General features: G+C 67.2%; 21 protein-coding genes. 10 read left to right on the forward strand and 11 right to left on the reverse strand.

Annotated features, from left to right (window positions below; all coding sequences use genetic code 11):
- Positions 1-97 precede the first annotated feature (97 nt).
- The 8 genes from xdhC (at position 98) to FQV39_RS11255 (ending at position 8,486) form a co-directional block, all read left to right on the forward strand.
- Entirely contained in the window at positions 98-940 is an 843-nt protein-coding gene (xdhC, locus tag FQV39_RS11220; protein ID WP_149130360.1) for a xanthine dehydrogenase accessory protein XdhC, read from the forward strand.
- Complete coding sequence (locus FQV39_RS11225) at positions 924-2,468, forward strand: ABC transporter ATP-binding protein (RefSeq protein ID WP_149130361.1); 1,545 nt, start codon at positions 924-926, stop codon at positions 2,466-2,468. Before xdhC ends, FQV39_RS11225 begins: the two co-directional genes overlap by 17 nt.
- Before the next feature lie 230 nt (positions 2,469-2,698).
- Complete coding sequence (locus tag FQV39_RS11230; RefSeq protein ID WP_149130362.1) at positions 2,699-3,763, forward strand: ABC transporter permease; 1,065 nt, start codon at positions 2,699-2,701, stop codon at positions 3,761-3,763.
- Between the two features lie 223 nt (positions 3,764-3,986).
- Entirely contained in the window at positions 3,987-4,910 is a 924-nt protein-coding gene (locus FQV39_RS11235) for an ABC transporter permease (RefSeq protein ID WP_149130363.1), read from the forward strand.
- A 32-nt stretch (positions 4,911-4,942) separates the two neighbouring features.
- Positions 4,943-6,022, forward strand: coding sequence for a BMP family ABC transporter substrate-binding protein (locus FQV39_RS11240; protein WP_149130364.1), 1,080 nt, complete (start codon positions 4,943-4,945; stop codon positions 6,020-6,022).
- 324 nt (positions 6,023-6,346) lie between these two features.
- A complete protein-coding gene (locus FQV39_RS11245) occupies positions 6,347-6,619 on the forward strand; it encodes an HU family DNA-binding protein (protein WP_149130365.1) in 273 nt (90 codons plus the stop codon).
- Positions 6,620-6,702: 83 nt separating this feature from the next.
- The gene (locus tag FQV39_RS11250; RefSeq protein WP_149130366.1) at positions 6,703-7,878 is read left to right on the forward strand and encodes a vWA domain-containing protein; all 1,176 of its coding nucleotides are present in this window, start codon (positions 6,703-6,705) and stop codon (positions 7,876-7,878) included.
- Positions 7,879-7,889: 11 nt separating this feature from the next.
- Positions 7,890-8,486: a hypothetical protein gene (locus FQV39_RS11255; protein WP_149130367.1), complete on the forward strand. Its 597-nt coding sequence runs from the start codon at positions 7,890-7,892 to the stop codon at positions 8,484-8,486.
- 3 nt (positions 8,487-8,489) lie between these two features.
- Here FQV39_RS11255 and FQV39_RS11260 read toward each other — a convergent pair whose 3' ends face one another.
- The 3 genes from FQV39_RS11260 to FQV39_RS11270 all read right to left on the reverse strand — a co-directional run bounded on the left by FQV39_RS11260 (position 8,490) and on the right by FQV39_RS11270 (position 9,921).
- The gene (locus tag FQV39_RS11260; protein ID WP_149130368.1) at positions 8,490-8,912 is read right to left on the reverse strand and encodes a universal stress protein; all 423 of its coding nucleotides are present in this window, start codon (positions 8,910-8,912) and stop codon (positions 8,490-8,492) included.
- A 127-nt stretch (positions 8,913-9,039) separates the two neighbouring features.
- Complete coding sequence (locus FQV39_RS11265; protein WP_149130369.1) at positions 9,040-9,360, reverse strand: 2Fe-2S iron-sulfur cluster-binding protein; 321 nt, start codon at positions 9,358-9,360, stop codon at positions 9,040-9,042.
- A 192-nt stretch (positions 9,361-9,552) separates the two neighbouring features.
- Complete coding sequence (locus tag FQV39_RS11270; protein ID WP_149130370.1) at positions 9,553-9,921, reverse strand: Hpt domain-containing protein; 369 nt, start codon at positions 9,919-9,921, stop codon at positions 9,553-9,555.
- A gap of 223 nt (positions 9,922-10,144) precedes the next feature.
- On the opposite strand from FQV39_RS11270, the gene FQV39_RS11275 reads away from it, so the two are divergent.
- Positions 10,145-16,537, forward strand: a complete 6,393-nt coding sequence (locus FQV39_RS11275) for an apolipoprotein A-IV repeat region-like domain-containing protein (RefSeq protein ID WP_149130371.1) — start codon at positions 10,145-10,147, stop codon at positions 16,535-16,537.
- Positions 16,538-16,629: 92 nt separating this feature from the next.
- Here the strand turns inward: FQV39_RS11275 and FQV39_RS11280 are convergent, their stop codons facing one another.
- From FQV39_RS11280 to FQV39_RS11300, 5 genes are all read right to left on the reverse strand, one after another.
- The gene (locus tag FQV39_RS11280) at positions 16,630-17,343 is read right to left on the reverse strand and encodes a DNA helicase (RefSeq protein WP_149130372.1); all 714 of its coding nucleotides are present in this window, start codon (positions 17,341-17,343) and stop codon (positions 16,630-16,632) included.
- A gap of 178 nt (positions 17,344-17,521) precedes the next feature.
- Positions 17,522-18,118, reverse strand: a complete 597-nt coding sequence (locus FQV39_RS11285) for an ABC-type transport auxiliary lipoprotein family protein (RefSeq protein ID WP_149130373.1) — start codon at positions 18,116-18,118, stop codon at positions 17,522-17,524.
- Between the two features lie 3 nt (positions 18,119-18,121).
- Positions 18,122-19,264: an MlaD family protein gene (locus FQV39_RS11290; RefSeq protein ID WP_149130374.1), complete on the reverse strand. Its 1,143-nt coding sequence runs from the start codon at positions 19,262-19,264 to the stop codon at positions 18,122-18,124.
- Between the two features lie 3 nt (positions 19,265-19,267).
- Positions 19,268-20,122: an ABC transporter ATP-binding protein gene (locus FQV39_RS11295; protein ID WP_187640248.1), complete on the reverse strand. Its 855-nt coding sequence runs from the start codon at positions 20,120-20,122 to the stop codon at positions 19,268-19,270.
- Between the two features lie 2 nt (positions 20,123-20,124).
- Positions 20,125-21,270 (reverse strand): ABC transporter permease, encoded by a 1,146-nt coding sequence (locus FQV39_RS11300; protein WP_149130375.1) that lies wholly within the window; start codon positions 21,268-21,270, stop codon positions 20,125-20,127.
- A gap of 307 nt (positions 21,271-21,577) precedes the next feature.
- Between FQV39_RS11300 and FQV39_RS11305 the strand changes: the two genes are divergently transcribed.
- Complete coding sequence (locus FQV39_RS11305; RefSeq protein ID WP_149130376.1) at positions 21,578-22,441, forward strand: hypothetical protein; 864 nt, start codon at positions 21,578-21,580, stop codon at positions 22,439-22,441.
- 53 nt (positions 22,442-22,494) lie between these two features.
- Here the strand turns inward: FQV39_RS11305 and FQV39_RS11310 are convergent, their stop codons facing one another.
- The 3 genes from FQV39_RS11310 to FQV39_RS11320 all read right to left on the reverse strand — a co-directional run bounded on the left by FQV39_RS11310 (position 22,495) and on the right by FQV39_RS11320 (position 25,393).
- The gene (locus FQV39_RS11310; RefSeq protein WP_149130377.1) at positions 22,495-23,370 is read right to left on the reverse strand and encodes an ABC transporter permease; all 876 of its coding nucleotides are present in this window, start codon (positions 23,368-23,370) and stop codon (positions 22,495-22,497) included.
- A complete protein-coding gene (locus FQV39_RS11315) occupies positions 23,367-24,188 on the reverse strand; it encodes an ABC transporter ATP-binding protein (protein ID WP_248313327.1) in 822 nt (273 codons plus the stop codon). Before FQV39_RS11315 ends, FQV39_RS11310 begins: the two co-directional genes overlap by 4 nt.
- A 173-nt stretch (positions 24,189-24,361) precedes the next feature.
- Positions 24,362-25,393, reverse strand: a complete 1,032-nt coding sequence (locus FQV39_RS11320; RefSeq protein ID WP_149130379.1) for an ABC transporter substrate-binding protein — start codon at positions 25,391-25,393, stop codon at positions 24,362-24,364.
- Positions 25,394-25,475: the final 82 nt, after the last annotated feature.

Here is a 25,475-nt window from a genome sequence, read left to right on the forward strand (position 1 = left end):
TGCACGTCATGCTCGGGCTCGACCCGAGCATCTCCTGCAGAAGATTCTCGGGTCTCCGCTTCGCTCCGCCCGAGAATGACGACGGGGTGAGCAGCGCATGACCCTCGCCTCCTTCCTCGCCACTCATCATCACGAAGGCATCGTTCTGGTCCGGATCGAGGTGGCGGAAGGCTCGACGCCGCGTGAAGCCGGCGCCTGCATGGCGGTGAGCTCCGCTGCCATCGCCGGGACCATCGGCGGCGGACAGCTCGAATTCCACTGCATCGACCTCGCCCGGCACATGTTGAGCGAGGGCGCCGAGGACCAGCTGCTCGACATCCCGCTCGGCCCGCAGATGGGGCAGTGCTGCGGCGGGCGGGTGCGCGTTTCGCTGCGCCATGCCGGCGCGACCGAGATCGCCCTGCTCACTGCCCGCGAAAAGGCTGAAGCGGCGGCCCGGCCCCCGGTCCTGATCTTCGGAGCCGGCCATACCGGCCGGGCCCTGGCGAAGGCGCTGGCGCCCCTGCCCTTCTCGGTTTCGCTGATCGATGACCGTGACGACGTCATGAGCGGGTTGCCACCGGCCGTCACCTGCATCCGCATGGCCGATCCCGTCGATGCGATCGCGAGCGCCCCGGCAAAGGCCACCTTTGTCGTGCTCTCGCACAGCCACGCGCTCGACTATCGGCTGACCGAGGCCGCGTTGGCGCGCGGCGATACGGCCTATGTCGGCATGATCGGCTCGGCCACCAAGCGCGCCCGCTTCGAATCCAGCTTCCTACGTGCCGGTGGCCGCCGCGAGGCGCTGGCGCGGCTGACCTGCCCGATCGGCGGTTCGGATGTGGACGACAAGCGCCCGGAGGTGATCGCGGCCTTGACGGCGGCCGAGCTGGTGCGTTGCTTGCTTGGCCGCCGGACCCCGGCGAAAGGGAGACGCTCGAGACATGAATCAGCCGCGTGAGCAGGAAGTGCCGCCGCGGCTGGCGCTCGCCCATGTCTCCAAAAGCTTCCCGGGCGTAAAGGCCAATGACGATATCAGTCTAAGCGTCAAACCCGGCGAGGTTCATGCCCTGCTCGGCGAGAACGGCGCCGGCAAGTCGACGCTGGTCAAGATCATCTACGGCGTGCAGCAGGCCGACGAGGGCACCATTCACTGGAATGGCGAGGTGGTCGCGGTCCCCTCGCCCAAGGCTGCGCGCAAGCTCGGCATCGGCATGGTGTTTCAGCACTTCTCGCTGTTCGACGCGATGACGGTGATCGAGAACATCGCTCTCGGCCTTGACGAAGCAGTTGATCGCGAAGAGCTGAAGCGGCGCGTCGCCGCGATCCTGCAATCCTACTCGCTGCCGCTTGATCCGGAGCGGGAGGTGCACACGCTCTCCGTCGGCGAGCGCCAGCGCATCGAGATCGTGCGCTGCCTGCTGCAGAAGCCGAAGCTCCTGATCATGGACGAGCCGACCTCGGTGCTGACGCCACAGGAGGTCGAACGCCTGTTCGAGACGCTGCGCCAGATCGCACTGGGCGGCTGCTCGATCCTCTACATCTCGCACAAGCTGCATGAGATCAAGGCGCTCTGCGACAGCGCCACCATCCTGCGCGGCGGGCGGGTCGTGGCGATCTGCGATCCAAAGACCGAGACGACCAAGCGCATGGCCGAGCTGATGATCGGCGCGGAACTGCGCAAGATCGAGCATGGCAAGGCGGCCGGCGGCGGCGCTGTCCGGCTGGCCGCCAAGGGACTGTCCCTGCCCGGCGAGCCGCCTTTCGGCACCGATCTGGAGAACGTCACGTTCGAGGCGCGGGCCGGCGAGATCCTCGGCATCGCCGGCGTCGCCGGCAACGGCCAGGCGGAATTGCTGACCGCGCTCTCGGGCGAGCAACTGGCTGCCAATGCCGAGGCGATCAGGCTCGACGGCAAGGCCATCGGCCTGGAGGGCGCCGGCGCCCGCCGGGCGCTCGGCCTCGCCTGCGTCCCCGAGGAGCGCAACGGCCATGCCGCCGTGCCGGATTTCTCGCTCGCCGACAACGGCATCCTGACCGCGCGCCATCGGCTGCCGCTGGCGCCGCACGGCTTCATCAGCCGCAGCAACGTGAAGCGCTTCGCCGACAGCGTCATCCGCCTCTTCGACGTCAGAACCACCGGCAATGCCGCGCTCGCCCGCTCGCTCTCGGGCGGAAACCTGCAGAAGTTCATCATGGGCCGCGAGATCGGCCAGCAACCAGCCGTGCTCGTCGTCTCGCAGCCGACCTGGGGAGTCGATGCCGGCGCCGCGGCCGCGATCCGGCAGGAACTCGTCGACCTCGCCGCCAAAGGCTCGGCCGTGGTGGTGATCTCGCAGGATCTCGACGAGCTGCTCGAGCTCGCCGACCGGCTCTGCGTCATCAATGAAGGCCAGCTCTCGGCACCGCGTCCGGTCGCGAGCCTGGGCATCGACGAGATCGGCCTGATGATGGGCGGCGTCCATGGCGCGGAGGCAGCCCATGCTTGATGCTCCCATTGAGCAGGCGCTGGAAACCCCTCCCCCCTGTGGGGAGGGGAAGGGGTGGGGGGCGAAAAGTCGGGCCGCGCGGCCGGGACTATTCACCGTTCCGCCGATACCGGCAACGCCTCACCAAGCGGCACCACCCCCATCCCCATACCCTTCCCCACAAGGGGGAAGGGAGGAGCTACAGGGAGAAAGGGAGGAGCCCTTCTCCCCGATCGTCCGCGGAGCGGCGCATGCTTGAATGGCGCCGCCGCCGCGAGCCGAGCGCGCTGATGCTGGGCTTGAGCCCGCTGATCGCGATCGGGCTCACCATGCTCACCGGCATGATCGTCTTCAGCGCCATGGGCTATGACGGCTTCCATGCGGTCGGGAGCATCTTCCTGACGCCGTTCCTGGAGCCGCAGCGCTGGGCCGACATCGGCGTCAAGGGCGCGCCGCTCATCATGATCGCGCTGGGCCTCGCCATCGGCTTCCGGGCCAATGTCTGGAACATCGGCGCCGAGGGGCAATACATCATGGGCGCCATCGCCGGCACCGGCGTCGCGCTCGCGACCTATGACATGACCGGCTGGTGGATCCTGCCCGCCATGATGCTGGCCGGCATCCTCGGCGGCATGGCCTGGGCCGCAATCCCCGCCTTCCTGCGCGTCAAATTGCAGGTCAGCGAAATCCTGACCAGCCTGATGCTGACCTATGTCGCGGTCCAGCTCCTGTATTTCCTCGTGCGCGGCCCCTGGAAGGACCCGGACGGCTTCAACTTTCCGCAGACGCGGATGTTCACCGCCGACCAGGCGCTGCCGACGGTGCTGGAAGGCTCACTTGTTCATCTCGGAATTCCGGTCGCGCTCGTCCTTGCCGTCATCGCCTGGCTCCTGATGGAGAAGACCACGGCGGGCTACGCGATCAAGGTCGTCGGCCTCGCGCCCGCCGCCGCCCGCCATGGCGGCTTCAGTGCCGCGCGCACGACCTGGGCAACGCTGCTGATCAGCGGCGCGCTCGCCGGCCTCGCCGGACTGTTCGAGGCGGCCGGCCCCTTCGGGCAGCTCACGCCGCAATTCCCGGTCGGCTATGGCTTCACCGCGATCATCGTCGCCTTCCTCGGGCGGCTCAATCCGCTCGGCATCGTCTTCGGCGGCATCGTGCTGGCCGTAACCTATGTCGGCGGCGAGATCGCGCAGTCGACGGTCAGGCTGCCGCAGGCCGCAACCGGCATGTTCCAGGCCATGCTGCTGTTCATGCTGCTCGCGACCGATGTGCTGGTCCGCTGGCGCATCGTCTGGAGGCGGAGGGTGGCGTGATGACGACGCGAGCAGTCCGTCGATCTCAAAAGTACGACGCCTCCGCTTCCCTCCCCCCGCTTGCGGTGGGGAGGGTACGGGTGGGGGGCAGTGCCGCTTGGCGAGCCGATACGGGACCGAGCTCCGGCTTTACGCCCCCCCACCCCAGCCCTCCCCACCGCAAGCGGGGGGAGGGAGGAGCGCGTGCACCTGCTCCCCCAGCACAAGGAGGAAGCGTCGCTCCATGACCTCGGTCGTGCCCGTCTCCATCCTGATGACGCTCATCGCGGCTTCGACGCCGCTGCTGCTCGCGGCGTTGGGCGAGCTCGTCGCCGAGAAGGCCGGCGTGCTCAATCTCGGCGTCGAGGGTATGATGCTGTGCGGCGCGGTCGCGGGCTTTGCCGTCGCCTTCTCGACCGGCAGCACCGGCTTCGGCCTCGTCGCGGCAATGTTCGCCGGCATCGCCGCCGCGATGATCTTCGCTGTGCTCGCACTCTCGCTGATGGCCAATCAGGTCGCGACCGGTCTCGCCCTGACCATCTTCGGCATCGGCGCCTCCTCGTTGATCGGCGCGGGCTTCGTCGGACGCACCGTGACGCGCCTTCAGCCGGTGTTCCCGGCCGCCCTCTCGGAGCATCCGGTGTTGCGGGTGATTTTCGGCCACGACATCCTGGTCTATCTCTCGCTGGTGCTCGTCGCGGGCGTCAGCTACTTCCTGCGCCGCACGCGACCCGGCCTGATCCTGCGCGCGGTCGGCGAGAATGACGCTTCCGCCCATGCCATCGGCTATCCAGTCATCGCCATTCGCTACGCGGCGATCGCCTTCGGCGGGGCGTTGGCGGGGCTCGGCGGTGCCTATTTCTCGCTGGCGCTGACACCGATGTGGGCGGACCGGCTGACGGCTGGACGCGGCTGGATTGCGCTCGCACTCGTCGTGTTCTCCGCCTGGAAGCCGGGGCGCCTGCTGCTCGGCGCCTATCTCTTCGGCGCGGTGATGACGCTGGAGCTGCAGGCCAAGGCCGCCGGCGTCACCTGGCTCGCGCCAGAGGTGCTGGCGATGGCCCCCTATCTTGCGACAATTGCGGTTCTGACCATGATGTCGCTAGGACGAAAGACCGGCCGGCTCGACGCGCCTGCCTGCCTCGGCAAACCCTTCTCGGCGTCCTGACGCCGCCACTGACAACGGGGAGTTTATAGGACATGACCAGCATCATCACCCGCCGCAGGCTGACCTTCGGCGCAGCCGCCGCCTCCACCCTGCCGATCCTCGGCCGCAGCGCCTCGGCGCAGTCGCCGCTCGGCGTCGGCTTCATCTATGTCGGCCCGATCGGCGACCATGGCTACACCTGGACGCATGACCAGGGCCGGCTCGCGCTCGAAAAGGAATACGGCTCGAAGATCAAGACCAGCTTCATCGAGAACGTCGCCGAAGGTCCGGATGCGGCCCGCGCGCTGCGCCAGCTCGCCCAGGCCAACAACCAGCTGATCTTCGCGACTTCCTTCGGCTTCATGAACCCGACGATCCAGGTCGCCAAGCAGTTCCCGAAGATCAAGTTCGAGCACGCCACCGGCTATATGCGCGCCGAGAACGTCGCCACCTACAATGCGCGCTTCTATGAGGGCCGCGCCGTGATCGGCACCATCGCCGGCCACATGTCGAAGACGGGCCAGGCCGGCTATGTCGCCTCCTTCCCGATCCCGGAGGTGGTGATGGGCATCAACGCCTTCCACCTCGCGGCTCGCAAGGTGAACCCGAACTTCAAGACCAAGGTCGTCTGGTGCTCGACCTGGTACGACCCCGCCAAGGAGGCCGACGCCGCCAAGGCGCTGATCGACCAGGGCGCCGACATGATCACCCAGCACACCGACTCGGCGGCGCCGCTGCAGGCGGCCGAGCAGCGCGGCGTCTTCGCCTTCGGTCAGGCGTCCGACATGAAGGCCTTCGCGCCGAAGGCCCACCTCTCCGCCATCGTCGACGACTGGTCGGGCTACTACATCAAGCGCGTCAAGGACGTGATGGACGGCACCTGGAAGACCGGCGACGTCTGGGGCGGCATCAAGGACGGCTTCGTGAAGCTCGCGCCCTACAATGACGCGATCACCCCGGCCGCGCGCGCCGCTGCGGACGAAGTGACCAAGGGCATCGCCGCCGGCACGCTGCACCCCTTCACCGGCGAACTGAAGGACCAGAAGGGCGAGGTTCGTCTCAAGGCCGGCGAGAAGGCCAGCGACGAGATGCTCTCCAAGATGGACTGGTACGTCGACGGCATCCAGGCCTGATCGGATGTCCAGCGGCGCCGGCGGATGCGTGTCCGTCGGTGCCGTGATTCGGGCAATGCCCTCCCCATCACGCGCCAGCGGCCGTCCCGCGACCGTTCCAACCCCTAAAAAATGGCGCAATCAGACCGGGAACCGGCGGAACGAAGCCGTTTTCTGTGCGTATCTACCGCCACGGGCATCGTCTTTCCTCGATAACCGTGGCAACTGCGTGAGTTGCGCGCCGCGAATAGCATCCATGTGCCGCGGTCGCTCGTGTCGGAAACGAGCATGAACGGCCGTAGTCCCGCACGCGACGCCTGAAGCACCTTCTCAAGGAGGATTTTCATGACCAAGAACGAACTGATCGCCGCCATCGCTGACGAGACCGGCAAGACCAAGGCGGACGTCTCCGCCATCCTGGCCTCTCTCGGCGCGACCGTCGCCAAGACCCTCAAGCAGGGCGACGACGTCACGCTCGGCGGCATCGGCAAGCTCTCCGCCGCCAAGCGCGAGGCCCGCGAGGCCCGCAACCCGTCGACCGGCGCGACCATCAAGGTTCCGGCCAAGACCGTCGTGAAGTTCAAGGTCACCAAGGACCTCGCCGACGCGGTGGCGTAACAGCCAACGTTCGGGATCGAGCAGCGTTCGCGCTTAGCGCGGACGCTGCTTGACCCGGCGCCTCATGCCCTCACATTAGCGGCATGTTCCTTCGCCTCTTCACCGATCTGCGCGCCGCCAAGGTCCCCGTGACCTTGCGGGAATACCTCACGCTGCTCGAAGGGGTGGAGGCCGATCTCGCCGAGCATAAGGTCGACGAGTTCTATTATCTCGCCCGCGCCACGCTGGTGAAGGACGAGCGCCATCTCGACAAGTTCGACCAGGTCTTCGCCCAGGTGTTCAAGGGCATGGAGACGCTGGGCCAGGCCATCGAGCAGGCCGGCATTCCCGAGGAATGGCTGCGCAAGCTCGCCGAGAAATTCCTGACCGACGAAGAAAAGGCGCAGATCGATGCGCTCGGCTGGGACAAGCTTTGGGAGACGCTGAAACAGCGGCTCGAGGAGCAGAAGGGCCGCCACCAGGGCGGCAACAAATGGATCGGCACCGGCGGCACCTCGCCCTATGGCGCCTATGGCTACAACCCCGAAGGCATCCGCATCGGCCAGGACAAGAACCGCAACTTCCGGGCGGTGAAGGTCTGGGACAAGCGCGAGTTCAAGGATTTCGACGACACGCGTGAGCTCGGCGTGCGCAATCTACGCGTCGCGCTGAGGCGCCTGCGCCGCTTCGCCCGCACGGGCGCGGCCGAGGAGCTCGATCTCGACAATACGATCTCCGAGACCGCCAAGCACGGCTATCTTGACGTCAAGCTGCGGCCCGAGCGCCGCAACGCCGTGAAGGTGCTGCTCTTCCTCGATGTCGGCGGCTCGATGGACTGGCATATCGAGCTGGCCGAGGAGCTGTTTTCGGCGGCGCGGGCCGAGTTCAAGCATTTCGAGCACTTCTACTTCCACAACTGCCCCTATGAGCGCGTCTGGAAGGAGAACCGCCGCCGGCATGATCAGATCATCCCGACATGGGACGTGCTGCGGACCTACCCGGCCGACTACCGCCTCGTCTTCGTTGGCGATGCCTCGATGAGTCCCTATGAGATCGCGATGCCCGGCGGCTCGGTCGAGCACTGGAACGAGGAGGCTGGCGAGGTCTGGATGGAGCGGCTGGTGAACAAGTTCCCGAAATCGGTCTGGCTCAATCCGGTTCAGCAGCATCTGTGGAACTACACCCAGTCGATCCGGCAGATGGGTGGGCTGATGGGCGGGCGCATGTTCCCGCTGACGCTCGACGGGCTGGATGGCGCGATGAGGGTTCTGGCGCGTTGACGATGACGATCATGGATGAAGAGCTGGACGACGCCCCTCCTCCGAGCTGGCGCCAGCGGCCGAAGCCGGTCGGCTTCGAGATCGGCTACAAGCTGGTGGGGGACAGCCTCGAGATCGACCGGACGCGCCGCGTCGACACCGTCAGGCTCAGTGCCGTCGAACAGGTGCGTTTCGTCTACGCGCCGAGCAACATTTCATCCAAAGGCTACAAGACGCAGCTTCGGCTCAGCGACGGTCGGACCGTGAGTTTCGGCAACCTGTCTTGGCGCTCGCTGACCGATCTCGACCGCGACGATGCACGCTATCACCGCTTCGTCTCGGCGCTGTCGGCCGCGATCGCTCGGGCCAATCCGCGCGCCCGCTTCGTGGCTGGGCGGCCGAAACCGCTCTGGCTCGGCGTCGCGGTCGTCGGCGCGCTGTCTCTCCTGATGCTCGCCGCCTTCACGTTGCGCGCCTTCCAGCAGGGAGCAACCAATGCCGGGTTGCTCGGCCTCCTGCTGGTTGCCGCTTCGGTCTGGCAGGTCTGGCCGCTCGTAAGCCTCAACCGGCCGCGGGAACTCGCGACCGGCGAAGTGCCCGACAGCCTCGTTCCGGGCCGGACTGGCTGAAGCTCAGCGTACCACCAGCACCGAGCACTTGGCCCGGCGCACGATGGCCGAGGCGTTCGAGCCGATGACATAGGCCAGCATGCCCGGCTCATGCGAGCCGATAACGATGAGGTCGGTGCCGGCAGCATCCGCCTCGGCCAGCACCTCGCCATGGACCGAACCCAGCAGCACCTTGGCCGAGACGTTATCGGCGGGCAGGTCAACCTTCGCCGCGATCTCGGCGAGCTTCGCTTCGGCATCCTGCTGCTGCTCGGTATCGAAATCAGCAGGCACGAATTCCATGTAGGTGACGGGGACCAGCGAGCGGACATAGATCAGCCGCACCACGCCGCCCGATACCTTGGCGAAGGATACGGCAGCCGCGATCGCTGGCTGGGCAAGTTCGGCCTCCGCCAGATCGACGGGAACCAGAATCGACTTGTACATCGCATCCTCCAAGGCTGGTTGCAGAACCATTCTGGAGTTTGCCAGCACGCGCGCCATGATCCAGCGCAAAATGCGCGATGCGGCAGGGCGCCGCGCGCGCGTCGGTCACGCGTAAGTCAGCGGGATTTCAGCCCTGGCGCTCGGGTGTGCGCACGACGAGCCCGTCGAGATCGTCCCTGATGCGGATCTGGCAGGAGAGGCGCGAGGTCGGCCGCACGTCGAAGGCGAAGTCTAGCATGTCTTCCTCCATCGGCTCGGCGTGGCCCACCGCTTCGATCCAGGCATCATCGACATAGACATGGCAGGTAGCGCAGGCGCAGGCACCGCCGCATTCGGCCTCGATGCCGGGGATCGCGTTGCGGATCGCCGTCTCCATCACTGTGGAGCCCGTGTCGCCCTCGACGGTGCGGCTCTCTCCGTGAGCGTCGATGAAGGTGATGTTCGGCATAAGAGACTCCGGCGGGGCGATATCGGCCCCGCTTAGAACATGTCCCGCAAAAGTGGAAACCACTTTTGCGACAAGAACATGCTTAGCTTTTTGATTTTGCGCGAATTCTATTCGTTCGGCTGGATCAGTCGAACGGAAAGCGCGCGGAGCATTTCAAAGCGGCACGGAACGGGGTTTTGCGCAGCGCCCCGATCAGGCCGCACAGTCGAAGCGCGAGATCACCGCCCGCGCTTCGGCGGCCGCCAGCGCCAGCTCATCCAGAGCACTTTCGGTCAAACGCAGTTCCGCGTCACCAAGACTGTGCTCGATCCGGTCGGCCGCTTCGGCGACCTGCCAGGCGCCAACGGCGCGGGCTGCGCCCTTCAAGGTATGGGCCGCGTCCATGCGGGCCTGCCTGTCGGCGCTGCCGTGGATGGTGCGCAGATGCGCGACGCATTGCTGGGCGAACAGGGTCAGCAATTCGCGCTCAAGCTCATGATCGCCGCCGGTCTGGCGGTGAAGGTGCTCGGTATCGATCGCATTCTGGGGCATGGGCAACTCGTGAACATCAAACCGCCGCATGGGCGATCTCACCCACTCCAAGAAGCGCCTTGATGGTGAACGAGGCGTTAACGACGTTTGTGAATCAAGCACTCAAATGGGTTTCCAAGGTTCCAGGGCTCCACTACCCTTCCAATTGGTAAATGATGGGCGCAGTGTCTCCGATCATCCCGGCCAGAGGCGGCAAGGGACGACGGGGACGGGCTTTCGCGTCCATCGTCAGTAGCGTGGCGAGGCGGCAACGATGAATCGACCCAAGAAGCTCCAGGATCCCACTGAAGCTGCGATGTCGGCGATCGAGGAGGCGCTTCGACTCGACCAGCCCCAGTCCGACATCGCCAGAGGCGAGACGGAAACGCCGGTCAGCGCCGAGCCCCGGCTTCCCGCCACCAGCGAGAACGATCTCAAGCTCGAATTGCCGCGCGTCGAGCCAGCAGCCGCACAGCCCGCGCCCGTAACCCCTCCTCCTCCGGCGCAGCCGCGCGCCAGCGCTGCGCTTGCGCCCGACACGACCCGCGTCGCCAATGACGACCGCCGCGATTCCAGCTCGCTGGTGCAGGCCTTCGCCGTGCGCCCGTCGCGCAAGCCCTATTGGTTCGCCGCGCTTGCCTCGCTCGCCTGGCTGGGCGGAGCCGCCTTCGTGCTGTTCGGCCGCTACGGCTCGTTCAGCAATGGCCTCCCCGAGCCGGTCGCCAATTTCGGCATCGGCGAGTGGACCCTGCTCGCGCTCTCGATCGGCGCGCCGGTCGTGTTCTTCTTCGTCCTGGCGGCGCTCTATCGCCGCACCCAGGAGATGCGCCTGATCTCGCGCGCAATGACCGAGGTCGCGCTGCGTCTCGCCGAGCCGGAGGTCGCGGGGGCCGATTCCGTCTTGTCGCTCAGCCAGACCATCCGCCGCGAGGTCGCCGCCATGGGCGACGGCATCGAGCGCGCCGTGGCGCGCGCCGGCGAATTGGAGACGATCGTGCGCGGCGAGATCTCGACGCTCGAGCGCGCCTATGCCGACAATGAAATCCGGCTGCGCTCGCTGATCGACGAGCTCGTCACCCAGCGCGAGGCCGTGGTCGGCAATGCCGAGCGCGTCAAGCTCGCGATCAGCGGCGCGCATGACGGGCTCGCCAAGGATCTCGACAGCGCCAGCCGCGTCATCGCCGAGGCGGTCACGCAGGCCGGCGACCGCGTCACCGGCTCCCTCAGCGCCAAGGGCGACCAGATCACCCAGGCGCTCGGCCGCGCCGGCGAGCGGATGGTCGAGGAGATCAGCGGCCGCGGGCATGATCTCGTCGAGCGGCTCCAGGTGACCTCGGGCGAGGTATCCGAGCGGCTGGCTGGCGCCAGCGACAATCTTTCGACCATGCTCGACGGTCGCGCCAAGGAGATCGCCGGCTCGCTGGAGCGCACCGGCGCCTCGCTGACCGACGGGCTGACCGCCAGCGCTCAGGGCGTCACCCGTGCCATCAGCGAGACCGGCATGCAGGTCGCGGAGTCGCTGACCGCCCGCGTCGATGTCGTCAACGAGACGCTGAAGAGCACCGGCGAGACGCTGGCGAAGGACATCTCTGCCCGCGGGACCGAGGCGGCGGAGCGCTTCGAGACCAGCAGCCGCAACATGGTCGCGCTGATCGAAAGCCAGAGTGACGCGCTGCAGAAGCGCCTGTCCGAGTCCGGCGAAGCGCTGCGCAGCGCGCTCTCCGACGAGGGCGAGAGTGTCACCACCCGTCTCGCCGAGGTCGGCCGCGGCGTCAACAGCCTGCTCAACCGCCAGAACGAAGCCATCGCCAACCGGCTCACTCAGGTCGGCGAGAGCGTTCATGCTCTCATCGGCACACATGGCGATACGCTGGTCGGCCGCCTCAACGACACGGCCCGCACCGTCGACGACGTGCTGCGCGAGCGCAGCGAGGCGATCATCCTGCGCGTCAGCGATGCCGGCGAGAATCTGAGCAACGCCGTCGAAAAGCATGGCGACGCCCTCACCGGCCGCATCACCGACGTCGCCGGCCAGGTGCACGGCCTGTTCACCGAGCAGGCCGGCAAGCTGGTCGATCGTCTCAGCGAAACCGGTGAGACCGTGCATGCGCTGCTCGACCAGCAGGCGGAGAAACTCGTCGAGCGCGTTTCCGGCGCCGGCAACGAACTCGCCGACCTCGTCGGCCAGCAGAGCGGCTCCGCCGTCGCCCGCGTCTCGCAAGCTGGCAGCGAGCTGGCCCGCCTGCTCGCGGAACGCAGCGAAGCAGCCGTCGCCAATGTCTCCGAAGCCGGTCGCAACCTGACCGCCCTCATGGGCGAACAAGGCGATGCCACCGTTGCCCGCGTCTCCAATGCCGGCGCGGATGTCGCCCGCCTGCTCACGGAACGCAGTGAAGCGGCCGTCGCCAATGTCTCCGAAGCCGGTCGCAACCTGACCGCTCTCATGGGCGAACAGAGCGATGCTACCGTCGCCCGCGTCTCCGATGCCGGCGCGGATGTCGCCCGGCTGCTCTCGGAGCGCAGCGAGGCGCTGGTCGCCAGCGTTTCGGGTGCCGTCAACACCGTCGAGACCCGCCTGCGCGACGAGAGCGACCTGCTCGTCGGCCGCCTGACCCAGGCCGGCCAGGACGTCGGCAATCTCGTCGGCCACCAGAGCGAGCGCCTGATCTCCGGCCTCTCCGAGACCGGCATGCGCGTCAGCGCCCTGCTGGAAGAGCAGGCCGGTGCGATGACCGTGAAGGTTTCGCAGGCCGGCCTCGAGATCAAGGATCTGCTCGGCAGCGAGAGCCAGGCTCTGGCCAGCCGCGTCGCCGATGTCGGCCGCTCCGTGCACGGCATCCTGGCCGAGCGCAGCAACGCGCTGATCTCCCGCCTTGCCGAAACCGGCGAGAGCATCGACCAGAAGCTGGAAGAGCGCGGCGCCGTGCTCGCCCAGCGCATCACCGGCAGCGTCGAAGCCGCACAGAACGCGCTGGAACAGCAGCAGACCGGTTTCCTCGCCAGCATCGGCGAGACTGGCGACAAGGTCGGCGCCCTGCTCGGCGAGCAGCGCGAGACGATGGTCCGCGACCTCGTCAACACCGGCCGCGAGGTCCACACCCTGCTCGGCGAGCAGAGCGAGGATCTGGCGCGCCGCATGACCGAGGCGACCCGCACGCTGACCGAAACGATCAATGTCGACGGCCGCCACGTCGCCGACCGCGTCGCCGAGGCGACGCAGGGCCTGCGCGACACCTTCACGGTCCATGCCGAGGACGCGCGCACCATGCTCGCCGGCACCGGCCGCGAGATCGTGATGGCGCTCACCCAGCAGGGCGGACGTGTCAACGAAGCGCTCTCCGCCAACGCCGAGTCGATGCTGCGTTCGGTCGAGGGCCGCGCCCAGGCATTGACCGAAGCTCTCGCGCTGCGCCACGACGCGCTGACCCGCCTCTTCGACGAGCGTGGCCGCGAGATCGAGACTGCTCTCGGCTCGCGCATGGCGACGCTGTCCACGCTGTTCGACACACAGGGGCGCGAGATCGAAACCGCGCTCGGCGACCGCCTGTCGGCGCTGGCCACCTTGTTCGATACGCAGGGCCGCGACGTCGAGACGGCGCTCGGCGCGCGCCTCGCCGCTTTCGAGGATCTGATCGTCCATCAGGGCGGTGCGCTCACCGCCAAGATCTCGGGTGACGCCCGCGAGCTCACCGAAGCGCTGCACAGCGGCATCGCCCAGGTCGAGAAGCTGATTTCCGAGGACGGCGTCTCGCTCGCCGACAAGGTCGGCACACGCGCACTCGAAGCCGCCGAACTCCTCGCCAGCCGCACCCGCGAGGCAGCGGATGCGATGGAAGGCCAGATCAAGCTGTTCGAGGACCGCTCGGGCGCCAAGAGCGCCGAGATCGCCGGGGCGCTCGACAGCCTGATCGCCCGCATCGACGGCAGCCTCGGTTCGCGGGCCACCGCCCTCAACGAGGCGCTGGTCGAGCGGACGGTCGACATCGCCCGCGTGCTCGCCGAGGGCGGCCGCGAGGTCACCCGCGCGCTTGCGGCCAAGGCCGACGAGATCGGCGAGGTCGTCACCTCGAAGAGCGAGTCGCTGACCCGCACGCTTAGCGACAAGGCCGACAGCATCAACGCCACGCTCGGCGGCCGCGCGCTGCAGATCGCCGATACGCTCGACCAGAGCGTCGCGCGCTTCGAGGAGCGCGTCGTCAACCGGCTCGACACCGTCTCGCACACGCTCGACAGCCGCGGCGACGAAATCGCCACCACGCTGCAGGGCCGCTCCGAGGCGATCGCGGCAGTGTTGTCCGAGCGGGCGCAGGAGCTGCGCGCCCTGTTCGACGATCAGGGCGGTGGCATGGTCTCGTCGCTCGCTCAGCAGAGCGAGGCCATCGCGGCCGCGCTCACCGAGCGTGCAGAGCAGCTGCGTACCTTGTTCGACGATCGTGGGCTCGGCATCGTGGCTGCGCTCGGGCGACGCGGCGACGCCATCTCCGGCGCACTCGACCAGCGCGCCGAGCAGTTGCGCGCGATCTTCGAAGATCAGGGCTCCGGCATCGTCACCGCGCTCGAACGCCAGGGCACAGCCATCGCGAACTCGCTGGAAGAGCGGACCGACGCCATGCGCGCCGCCTTCGACGCCAAGGGCCACGGCCTCGTCGAAGTGCTTGGCCGCCAGGGCGAGACGATCACCCAGTCGCTCGATGAGCGGGTCGAGACGCTGCGTGCGGTCTTCGACGCCAAGGGCAACGGCCTCGTCACGGCCCTCGGGCAGCAGGGCGAGACCTTCACCCAGTCGCTCGACGAACGGGTCGAGGCGCTGCGTGCCGTCTTCGACGCCAAGGGCAATGGTGCCGTCGAGGCGCTGAACCAGCGCGGCGAAGCGCTGGCCGCCGAGTTTGCCACGGTCGGCGAAACGGTGGTGCGCGCGCTCGAAAGCCGCGGTAACGCCATCGTCGCCGGGCTGCGCGACCGCGGCGCCGCCATCTCCAACGCGGTCGAGGCCTCGTCCAACGCTCTGCGCGAGACGCTCGAAGCCGGCTCGAAGCAGTCGGTCGAGGCGCTGGTCGGCACGAATGAGCAGCTGCGCGAGGAGCTGGGCGGCATGCTCGGACGCCTGGGCGAAGCCAACAAGCTGATGCAGCAGATCGTCAACGGCGCGAACAAGAACCTCGCCGCCGTCGAGAACAGCCTGTCGACCCGCGTCGGCGAGTTGCAGAACGTGATCGGCACCGTGATGACGGAGGCCGGCAACGCCTCGCAGCAGGTCACGGCGCAGATCGCCGAGCTGAAGAGCTACTCCGAAGGCACGCTGCGCGAGACGACGGCCCTGATCGGCCAGCTCGACGATCGCGGCACCTCGCTCAGCGAGGCGACGCAGGCCAGCACCGCGGCGCTCAATGCCGTCGCCGGCCGCCTCGAGCAGATCGAAGCCCGCGTCGGCAAGGCGCTGGCCGAACGCCGCGACGCCCTGGAGCAGCTCCATGGGCTGATCGCCAACCGCACCGAGGACGTCGAGACGATCACCCGCTCCTTCGCCTCGCTGATCGACGAGTCGCTCGGCACCGCCGAGGCGCGGGCGCGCCAGATCGGCACCGTGCTCTCCGACTCGGCCGAGGCGACGACGAGCGCCATCGCCCAGCAGTTCGAGACGATCCGCACGGCGACCGGCAAGGAGCGCGAGCGCACGGCGGAGGCCCTGCGCTCGGCCTATGCCCAGGTCTCGACCGAGATCAGCGGCGAGCTCGCCAAGGTGACCGAGCGCTTCCAGAAGGCGGCGCAGGACATGCGCGGCATCACCGGCGACATCCAGCGCGAGCTGGAAGCCACGCGCGCGGAGATGAAGCGCGGCGTGCTGGAGCTGCCGCAGGAGGCCCAGGAATCGACCTCCGCCATGCGCCGTGTCGTGGCCGAGCAGATCAAGGCGCTGAACGATCTCACGGAGATCGTGACACGCTCCGGCCGGCGTGGCGATGTCTCGCTGCCGATCGAGCCGGTCGCGAACCGCAGGACCACGGCCGCCGCCGCTGCCGCCCCTGCCCCGCAGTCGGCTCCGGCCTTCACGCCAGCGCCGCAGCCGAAGCCGGCGGCCGCGGAGCCCCTGCTGCGTCCCTCGCTCGATGCCTCGACCGAGACGGCGCGCGCCGCCACGCCTCGCGCGGAGCCCCGCAGCGAGCCCACCCCTGCGCCGAGCCGCCCCGCTCCGGCTCAGGAGACCGCGCGCCGGCAGCCCGAAGCGACGACGCAGCAGCCTGCCAAGGCCGGCTGGCTCTCGGACCTGCTCAGCCGCGCTTCGCGCGAGGACAAGCCGCCGGAGCCAAGCAAGCCGACGACCCATTCAATCGAGAAGCTCGACTCGCTCTCCGTCGATATCGCGCGGATGATCGACCATGACGCCGCCGTCGAGCTGTGGGATCGCTACAAGCGCGGCGAGCGCAACGTCTTCACCCGCCGGCTCTACACGCTGCAGGGCCAGCAGACCTTCGACGACATCCGCCGCAAGTACCGGCGCGACCCGGAGTTCAAGGAGACGGTCGATCGCTACATCGACGAGTTCGAGCGCCTGCTCGGCGAGGCCGCCAAGGACGACCGCGACTCGATGGTGGCCAAGACCTACCTGACCTCGGAAACCGGCAAGGTCTACACCATGCTGGCCCATGCCAGCGGCCGCTTCGAATAAGCGGCCGCATCCCAGCGGATCAGAAAACGAGAAAGGCCGCCCGCGAGGGCGGCCTTTCCTTTTGCGAGCAGCCGTGACGCGGCCGGCGTATGCTATGCCCCGGTGCGGACGTGCACCTCGCCCCGATTGAGGAAGCAGGCCTTGTCGAAGAGCGACAGGTCGAGCGGGTTGGGCAGCCGTACATCGGCAATGTCCGGGAACGGCTTGCCCGACGCCTCGTAGGACCGGTCCACCTGCGAGATGAAGACCAGGATCAGCCCCCTCTCCCGCGCGAAGGCTCGCAATGTCCTCACCTGAAGCACCAGCTCCGGCGTATCGCGCCGCTGGTCGAGCAGTTGCAGGTAGTCGATGACGACCACCGTGCCGCGCGGCGCCGTCGCCAGCGTTCCCACGATATAGTCGGCGCTGATCGCATCGGAGCAATCACAGTCGAACAGGCCGGCGAACTCGTCCGGCTCGATGCCGAGCGCACGCAGGCGACCCGCCACGTCGGCCGGCGTGTATTCGAGCGTGAAGAAGACGCCACGGCGGCCAGCTCTCATCGCCTCCGCCAGCAGGCCAAGGCTCGCCAGCGTCTTGCCCTGGCCCGGCCGCCCGGCCATCAGAACGAGATCGCCGGACGCAAAGTGGGGCAACAGCGCGCGGGCCGTTTCGGTTCGGGGCTGCTTCGCGACGAGCAGGCTCCAGCTGCGATAGCCTTCATCTGTCGCGATACGATCGAGAGCGGCGTGGAGGGGAATCCGTTCCCTGCGGCTCAGCAGCCTGGCCCTGCGCTTCAGCTGATGGATCGGGGCCGACAACGTCATGACATGAACCTCCTATCGCGGGCAGCGAGTGCAGTCCCTCCTCATGCGTGATGCCCGGACAGTCGGTTGGATCGTCGGAAATGCCCCGTATGGTCATACTTCCCCGGCTGGAGGGGGGAGGCTCGGGCCGAGCCGGGATCGGAATCTAGCCGATGCCGGCCCGATAGGCCATGCCGGATCAGCGCGCCCAGCGCACAATCTCGATCAGCACCTGCGAGAGCGCCCGGTCGAGCGCCTGCGTCGCTCCCGCCCCGTCGACTGAGGCAGCCGGCACGCGGGCGGAGAACAGGCGCGCGCGCTGGATCTTGCCACTCTGATCACCGACGATCCGGGCGGTGATCTCGACCACCGCCATCCCGCTCGCGGCGTCGATGTTGAAACTGCGGATGTTGGTGTTGAGCTGCAGGTCGGGCTGAATACGTTGGCCGGGCGCCGAAACGGAGCCGACGCGGCTGGCGTTCTCGAAGGTCTGGATCAGGCGCGCCTGCACCAGCGCCGGGATGCGGTCGGCCCATTGAGCGCCACCGACGAAGGAAAGCGCCCCGCTCGAATCCCTGACGATGACCCGGTCGGAATCGAGCGTCTGCACCGTGGTCGGCTCGGCCACCACCATGACGGCGCGCGAGCCGCCGACCTTGCCGAAGCCGCTCGGCGCCGAGAGATCGAAGGTCGTCGGCGTCGGGCCGCCACAGCCGGCAAGCATCGCGCCAGTCGCCAGCATGAGGGCCGTGAGGCGAGCCTTCGTCGCCGGGAAGAGCGCTGCCTCGATCGTCATCGCTTAGCGGGATCCATTGTATTGCGGGAGCGGCGGCTTGCTGCCGAAGATGAACTGTTGCGGGTTGCGCTCGAAATTGCGCAATGTCCGGTTGATCTCGGTCAAGGTCTTCTTGCCGTCCGATGCGAGGGTTTCGATATCGCGTACCCCCGGGCCGGTGAAGCGGCTGATACCGGCTGTGATCTCGGCGGTGCGCTTGTCGAGATTGTCGGAGAGCGTGCGGAACGACTTGGCGGCGTCGGCGACCTCCTGGAAGGCGCTGCGGCCGTCAGCGCCCGAGCCGGCGTTGAGGAAGCTCTGCGCCGCCTTCAAAACGCCCTCGAACTGGTCGGCTGCCCTGTCGATCTTGGCCGAGATCGAGGCGGCATCCTTGACGACCTTCGCGACATCGGAGCTCGAGCCGCCGAGCGCGCCGGTGAACTTGTCGACATTTTCGATGATGGCTGCGACCTTCTGCCGGTCGACCGAGCGCACCACCCCGGTCAGTTCCTCACTGAGCGTCTGCAGCCTCTGCGAGAGCGGCTGAATCGTCTCGGCGATGTTGCCGAAGCCGGCCATCAGCTTGTCGACCCCATCAGCGTTCTTGCCGAGCGCCTCGGAGAATTTCTCGACGTTGCGGACGGTGTTGTTGATCGGACCGGCGTTCTGCTTGATCAGCCCGTCGAACGAGGTGAGCATCGTGTCGGCCTTCTGCGCGACGTTGCGCACGGTCTCGATGATGTCCTGCAGCTCGGAGCGCTCGGCGATGATCGTCGGCATCGGCTCGCCGGGCTTGGCGGTCAGAACCGGCGCATCGGGTGCGCCACCGATCAGCTGGAGCGCGACCACGCCGGCCAGGCCCTGCGCCTCGATGCGGGCGCGGGTGTCCTCGCGCAGCGGCGTCGTGCTGGCGACCTGGATGACGGCATAGATGCGGCGCGGATCGTCTGGCTGCAGTTCGATATGGGTCACTTCGCCGACGCGCAGGCCGTTGAACAGCACGCTCGATCCGCGGCCGAGGCCGGTCACGGTGCCGGTGAAGATGACGCGGACACTCTCCTTGCGCCCTGCCCCGCCGCTGTTGAACCAGTAGACGAAGCCGAAGGCCGCAGCGAGGACCGCGAGCGTGAAGAGACCGACGAGTGCGTAGTTGGCGCGCGATTCCATGCCCTAGCCGTTTCGTTCCCGCTCCCCGGCCGGCAGCCGGGCCGTGGCGCGCTCGCCACCGAAATACGCCTTCAGCCACGGATGTTCCGAGGCCAGCATCGTCGCCAGCGGGCCAACCGCGATCACCTTCTTGTCCGCCAGCGCGGCGATTCGGTCACAGGCATGATACAGGCTGTCGAGATCATGGGTCACCATGAAGACGGTGAGCCCGAGAGTCTTCTTCAGCGTCATGATGAGGTCGTCGAACTCGGCCGCGCCAATAGGGTCGAGGCCCGATGTCGGCTCGTCGAGGAAGACGATCTCCGGATCGAGCGCAAGCGCCCGGGCGAGCGCGGCCCGCTTGATCATGCCGCCCGAGAGCTCCGAGGGAACCTTGTCGGCAGCGTCGAGCGGCAAGCCGACGAGATCGAGCTTCACCATCGCCAGTTCTTCGAGCAAGTCAGGCGACAGATGCAGATATTCGCGCATCGGCACCTGAATGTTCTGCTTGACCGTCAGCGCCGAGAACAATGCGCCCTGCTGGAACATCACGCCGAAGCGACGCTCGAGGACGCGCCGCTGCTGAGGGCCGAGCGTATCGACGTTCTCGCCGAAGACCTCGATCGTTCCGCGCGCCTGGCGCACCAGGCCGAGGATCGTACGCGTCAACACGGACTTGCCCTGCCCCGAGCCGCCGACGAAACCAAGGATCTCGCCGCGCATCACGTCGAGGTCGAGCCCGTCCATGATCACCTTCTCACCGAAGGCCACCTTGAGGTTGCGCACCCGGATCACCGCTTCGGGCTCGCCCGCATGCGACTGCTCCGCGGGCGAGACCACCTGCGCCGCATGGGCTGGAGATCTGTCGGGGAAAGCCATCGTCAGAACTCGATCGACGCGAAGAACATGGCGAAGAGGCCGTCGACGACGATGACCATGAAGATCGCCTTCACCACCGAGGCGGTGACCTGGCGGCCAAGCGATTCCGCCGAGCCCTGGACCGCAAGTCCCTCGATCGAGGCGATCAGCCCGATGACGAAGGCCATGAAGGGCGCCTTGATAAGTCCGGCGGCAAAGTGCTTCCAGGTGATGACCGACTGCAGCCGGGCAAGGAAGGTGTCGACGCCGATGCCGCCATAGAGCCATGCGACGAGGCCGGCACCTACGAGGCCCGCCATCGCCGAGATGAAGGTCAGGATCGGCAGAGAGATGATCAGGGCGAGAATGCGCGGCACGACGAGCACCTCGATCGGGTCGAGCCCCATCACGCGCAGTGCGTCGATCTCCTCGCGCATCTTCATCGACCCGATCTCGGCGGTGAAGGCCGAGCCGGAGCGGCCCGCGATCATGATCGAGGTCAGCAGCACGGCGAGTTCGCGCAGGATCAGGATGCCGGTCAGGTTGACGACGAAAGCCGAGGCGCCGAACTGCTGAAGCTGAAAGATGCCCTGTTGCGCGACGATGCAGCCGACCAGGAACGAGATCAGCATGATGATCGGCGCGCCGTTGAAGGCGATCAGCTCGATCTGGTTGACCAGGGACGGCCCGCGGAACTTGCGAGGACCTAGGAAGACGCCGGCAGAACCGACCACGACTTCGCCAAGGAACATCGCGCCGCCGACCATGTCGCGGCCGAAGCCCACGACCGCCTCGCCGATATCGACCAGAATGTCGACCACGCGGAAATGCTGGTGCGGCGCCGGCTGGTCCTCGTCATGGACCTGGACCTCCGCAAGCAGGATGGCGTGCTCGGGCTTGTCGCTGACGATTTCGATGGCTGCGCCATCTCGCTCGCGTTGCGCCTTCAGACGGTTGAGGACGTAGGCGCCGAGCGTATCGAGACGGGTGACGTCGGAGAGATCGAGCCGCACATGGCGCGCCTGCGGCAGATGCTCGACGATCTCCGCGATCAACTCCTCGATGCGCGGGGCACGATCGGCGCTCCAGGAACCGGCGAGCGCCACCGCGACCGTCCCGGCATCGGAGCGGATGGTCGTCTGCGGTTCGGCGGTATCAACGCTCGCCATGTCGCTGTGACGTCCCTCGCCCTGCCCGGGACAGCCTCGCGGCTGCGCAACACCGGTCTATCGCGCCGAAATCCACCCCTTGCCCCCTGTATTGCCGCGACCAGGGCACTTGGCAAGCATAGGGCAATGTCCAGCGCGCTTCCGCCGGAAAGCGTTGCCGAAGGGCCATAGAATTGGCCGTTTCCGAGACAGCCCAGCTCACTGTGCCGCCGGAAGCAGCAATTCCTTAAGCAATCGTGGAGCAGCCTCGTTCCTGGAACATCCCGACCGCCGCTGATTCGGCCGGTCCATCGAAGGCAGAATGGTCATGGGCGACCCGCGCTCGCTGACACCGCTGAGCCAGGCTGACTACGAGGCGATTGAAGCCGCGGTCATGGAGACGTCCCGCGGCCGCTGGTTCATGGCCGAATACGCCAAGCGCAACCGCCAGGCCGATACGCTCCAGCTGCTCGGCGCAATCCACCGGATCGAGCGCGTCGTCGGACTCGGCGTGCAGGAGACCAGCCGCGAAACCAACCTGATCGAAGCCGCTGCCCTGATCAGCGATCTGCGCAGCGACCTGGAGCGCGTGAGCGGCAAGGCCGACATTCGCTCGTCCGGGCTCGCCGTCCGGATCGAACAGGCGGCCGGCACCGTTCTCTCCGCCACGGAAAACATCCAGGAGGCGGCCTGGGGACTGCGCGAAGCCGGCGCAGACGAAGGGCTCTGCGACAAGCTCGATCAGCACTCTGCCGAAATCTCGACCGCGATCGCCGTCGTCGACGGGCTCGTCCAGCGGATCGACAAGATCTCCGACACCATCGCCATGCTGGATTCAAGCCTGCGCGCCTTCGGCGAGATTTCGCGAGAGCCGAGCACCAGCTTCGAGATCATGGCCGCGGCCGCCGAGCGAACGGTAACGCCGACGCCGCCCCCACCGGCGATCCGTCGCAGCTACGGCGATGCAAGCATCGCCGCATCGGACGAGCCGTCAACTCCATATCAGCTCAATGATCAGGCTGCTCCGGAGACGCGCATGGGAACCGTGCATCTCCTCGACGACGACCTCGCCTTCGAGGAGCCGCCAGTCGCACCGCCTGAACCGCAGCGCGTCGCTGCCGGCTATTCGGAGGCGGGCCTGCGCGAGATCGATGCGCTGCAGGCTGATCGCAAGCTGGCCTATTTCGTCTAGCGGCGCTGCGCGTGATCGCGAGCGCGGCTCGGAAGCCACGCTTCAAGCAGGCGTCAGTTCTCGCGCCGGATCGCGCTCTCGTGCCAGCGATGCAGCAGCAGGTAGGAGATCAGGCTCGTCGCCAGAAAGATCGCGATGCCCGACAGCGAGATCATCACCAGCGCGGCGAAGACGCGCGGGATCTTGAGCTGGTAGCCAGCCTCCAGGATGCGATAGGCGAGGCCCGAGGCGCTGCCGCCCGTTCCTGCGACAAACTCCGCCACCACCGCGCCGATCAGCGCGAGGCCTCCCGAGATCTTCAGCCCTGCCAGGAAATAGGGCAGCGCCGCCGGCAGCTTGAGATAGCGCATCGTCTGCCAGCGCGAGGCGCCGTAGAGTTCGAACAGGTTGACGAGATTGTGGTCGGCCGAGTTCAGCCCGAGGATGGTGTTGGACAGGATCGGGAAGAAGGCGACGATCCAGGCGCAGATCAACAGCGACAGGTCGATGTCGTTGGCCCAGATGATGATCAGCGGGGCGATGGCGACGATCGGCGTGACCTGCAGGATCACGGCATAGGGCAAGAGCGCCATCTCCAGCCATTTCGACTGGCTGAACAGCACGGCAAGCGTCACGCCGACGACGATAGCCGCCGCGAGCGCCATGAAGGTGATCTTCAGCGTGATCCAGAGCGAGCCCGAGAGCGTGCCCCAATCGGCGACCAGCGTCTGGCCGACCAGGATCGGCCCCGGCAGCACATAGGACGGGATCTCGTTCCAGCGGACCGCGAATTCCCAGAGCGCCAGCACGATCACGCCGATCGCGAGTGGGGCGAGGATACGCGGCCAGACGCTGACCGGCAGGCCGAGAATGCGCGCCTCGGCCGCAGCAACAGGCAGCGCCTGCGCGTCGGTGCCGTCCGACGCCAGCGTTTCAACAGGCGCGCTCATCGGCCGATCGCTTCCTTGAGCTTGGTGGAGGCGACGCGGCAGAGATGGGCGTATTCGCCAGAAGTCCGGAACAGCTCGTCGCGGGGATAGTCGGCCTCGACGGAAAGATCGGCCATGACCCGGCCGGGCCTCGCCGCCATTACCACGATCCGCTGCGAGAGATAGACCGACTCGAACACCGAATGGGTGACGAAGACAGCGGTGAAGCGCTCACGCCACCACAGCTCCAGCAAATCGTCGTTGAGGCGATGGCGGGTGATCTCGTCGAGCGCGGCAAAAGGCTCGTCCATCAGCAGAATCTTCGGGCGCATCACCAGCGCGCGGGCGATCGAGACACGCATCTTCATGCCGCCCGAAAGCTCACGCGGATAGGATTTCTCGAAGCCCTTGAGGCCGACCAGCGCCAGCATCTCGGCCGCGCGCGCTTCCGCCTCGGCCCGCGGCACGCCCTTCAGCTTCAGCGGCAGCATGACGTTGGCGACGGCGTTGGCCCAGGGCATCAGCGTCGGGTCCTGGAAGACGAAGCCGAGATCGCGCGCGCCATGGCCGATGCTGCCCTGGGCCGCGCCCGTCTCGCCCGGCCAGGTGATCGTGCCGGAGCTCGGTGCACCGAGGCCGGCGATCATGCGCAGGAGCGTCGACTTTCCGCAGCCGGAAGGGCCGAGCAGGCTGATGAACTGCCCTGCTCCGAGTTCGAGATCGACATCGCGGACGGCGAGCGTGCCGTTGGCGAAGCGCTTCGAGACGTGCCGCACCGCCACCAGCGGAGCAGCAGCGCTTTCCTTGTCTACCGGTGTGCTCAGATAGGCTGTGTCCAAAGCCTGATGGTCCGATCTTGGTATTGGCATCGCCTCGTCATCCCGGGCGACCGAAGGGAGACCCGGGATCCATGCCGGAGCCTCTCCGATACGGGTTCAGGCATGGATCCCGGATCGGCGCCGCTGACGCGGCTTGTCCGGGATGACCCGCCCTTTCAGGATGGGGGCTCGGCTCAGGCCTTGCCGATGCCCTTGTTCACGAAGGCGAGGCTGTAGGCCTTCTTGAAGTCGACACCGGCAGGGATCACCCCGGCGTCGGTCATCGTCTTGGCGAAGCTCGCCCAGCGCGCATCGGTCATCGCGCCGATGCCGAGCGTCAGCGCGTCGCCGGACAGCACGATGCCGCGCTCGTTCATCACCTTGAGCGCGTAATCGATCTTCTCCTGATCCATGTCGGGATTATCCTTCAGGATCCGGGCGTTGGCGGCTGCGATATTGGGGCCGCCCTTCATGTACTCCGCCCAGCCTTCGAGCGTCGCGTCGACGAAGCGCTGCACCAGATCCTTCTTCTCCTCGGTCATCTTCCGGGAGACGGTGATGGTGGTGTTGTAGTTCTCGAAGCCGGCGTCGGCGAGGAGATGGACGACCGGCTCGACGCCCGCCTTGCGGATGACGAAGGGCTCGGAAGACAGGAAGCCCTGCTGCGAGATCTTCTTGTCGGCCAGGAACGGCGCCATGTTGAAGGTGTAGGGCCGGATCTGCTCGTCGCGATAGCCGAATTTGAGCTTCAGGAACGGCCAGAAGCCGACGCGCGCCTGCGCGCCGATGAGGATCGGCTTGTCCTTGAGGTCGGCGAGCGTGTCGTTGCCCTGGCCGGGATGCGAGATCAGGACCTGCGGGTCCTTCTGGAAGATCGAGGCGATGCAGAGGAAAGGCAGGTTCTCCTGCGCGAAGCTGAGCGCCTCCAGCGAGTTGCCCATGATCATGTCGACGCGGCCGCCGAGCAGGAGCTGGGTCGGGTTCTGTTGCGGTCCGCCGGGGCGGATATCGACCTCGATGCCGTATTTCTTGTAGATGCCGTTGGTCGCGGCCAGGTAGAAGCCACCATGTTCGGTCTGGGCGCGCCAATTGGTCTGGTAGCTGACCTTGTCGAGTGTCTGCGCATTGACGCGCGCACCCGGCACGGGGATGAGCAGGGACGCGGCGGAGCCGCCGACCAGCCCGAGCGCGGCGCGCCGGTTCACGCGATATTTCATCGTCGTCATCTCGCTATCTCCCCTCATGCCTGCCGGCGGGCCAGCCACTGGCCCGTCTCCTTATCCCATGCGATAGGACGGCGGGACAATG

Origin of the sequence: Bosea sp. F3-2 (assembly GCF_008253865.1) — a bacterium.
Lineage (GTDB): Bacteria > Pseudomonadota > Alphaproteobacteria > Rhizobiales > Beijerinckiaceae > Allobosea.

What these genes read in the sequence shown, in the direction of transcription:
- FQV39_RS11245 (WP_149130365.1), top strand. Translation starts at nt 6,347, where the DNA reads ATGACCAAGAACGAACTGATCGCCGCCATCGCTGACGAGACCGGCAAG.
- FQV39_RS11305 (WP_149130376.1), top strand. Translation starts at nt 21,578, where the DNA reads ATGGGCGACCCGCGCTCGCTGACACCGCTGAGCCAGGCTGACTACGAG.
- FQV39_RS11240 (WP_149130364.1), top strand. Translation starts at nt 4,943, where the DNA reads ATGACCAGCATCATCACCCGCCGCAGGCTGACCTTCGGCGCAGCCGCC.
- FQV39_RS11295 (WP_187640248.1), bottom strand. Translation starts at nt 20,122, where the DNA reads ATGGCTTTCCCCGACAGATCTCCAGCCCATGCGGCGCAGGTGGTCTCG.
- FQV39_RS11280 (WP_149130372.1), bottom strand. Translation starts at nt 17,343, where the DNA reads ATGACGTTGTCGGCCCCGATCCATCAGCTGAAGCGCAGGGCCAGGCTG.
- FQV39_RS11275 (WP_149130371.1), top strand. Translation starts at nt 10,145, where the DNA reads ATGAATCGACCCAAGAAGCTCCAGGATCCCACTGAAGCTGCGATGTCG.
- FQV39_RS11260 (WP_149130368.1), bottom strand. Translation starts at nt 8,912, where the DNA reads ATGTACAAGTCGATTCTGGTTCCCGTCGATCTGGCGGAGGCCGAACTT.
- FQV39_RS11320 (WP_149130379.1), bottom strand. Translation starts at nt 25,393, where the DNA reads ATGACGACGATGAAATATCGCGTGAACCGGCGCGCCGCGCTCGGGCTG.
- FQV39_RS11265 (WP_149130369.1), bottom strand. Translation starts at nt 9,360, where the DNA reads ATGCCGAACATCACCTTCATCGACGCTCACGGAGAGAGCCGCACCGTC.
- FQV39_RS11255 (WP_149130367.1), top strand. Translation starts at nt 7,890, where the DNA reads ATGGATGAAGAGCTGGACGACGCCCCTCCTCCGAGCTGGCGCCAGCGG.
- FQV39_RS11270 (WP_149130370.1), bottom strand. Translation starts at nt 9,921, where the DNA reads ATGCGGCGGTTTGATGTTCACGAGTTGCCCATGCCCCAGAATGCGATC.
- FQV39_RS11300 (WP_149130375.1), bottom strand. Translation starts at nt 21,270, where the DNA reads ATGGCGAGCGTTGATACCGCCGAACCGCAGACGACCATCCGCTCCGAT.
- FQV39_RS11250 (WP_149130366.1), top strand. Translation starts at nt 6,703, where the DNA reads ATGTTCCTTCGCCTCTTCACCGATCTGCGCGCCGCCAAGGTCCCCGTG.
- FQV39_RS11310 (WP_149130377.1), bottom strand. Translation starts at nt 23,370, where the DNA reads ATGAGCGCGCCTGTTGAAACGCTGGCGTCGGACGGCACCGACGCGCAG.
- FQV39_RS11230 (WP_149130362.1), top strand. Translation starts at nt 2,699, where the DNA reads ATGCTTGAATGGCGCCGCCGCCGCGAGCCGAGCGCGCTGATGCTGGGC.
- FQV39_RS11290 (WP_149130374.1), bottom strand. Translation starts at nt 19,264, where the DNA reads ATGGAATCGCGCGCCAACTACGCACTCGTCGGTCTCTTCACGCTCGCG.
- FQV39_RS11285 (WP_149130373.1), bottom strand. Translation starts at nt 18,118, where the DNA reads ATGACGATCGAGGCAGCGCTCTTCCCGGCGACGAAGGCTCGCCTCACG.
- FQV39_RS11235 (WP_149130363.1), top strand. Translation starts at nt 3,987, where the DNA reads ATGACCTCGGTCGTGCCCGTCTCCATCCTGATGACGCTCATCGCGGCT.
- xdhC (WP_149130360.1), top strand. Translation starts at nt 98, where the DNA reads ATGACCCTCGCCTCCTTCCTCGCCACTCATCATCACGAAGGCATCGTT.
- FQV39_RS11225 (WP_149130361.1), top strand. Translation starts at nt 924, where the DNA reads ATGAATCAGCCGCGTGAGCAGGAAGTGCCGCCGCGGCTGGCGCTCGCC.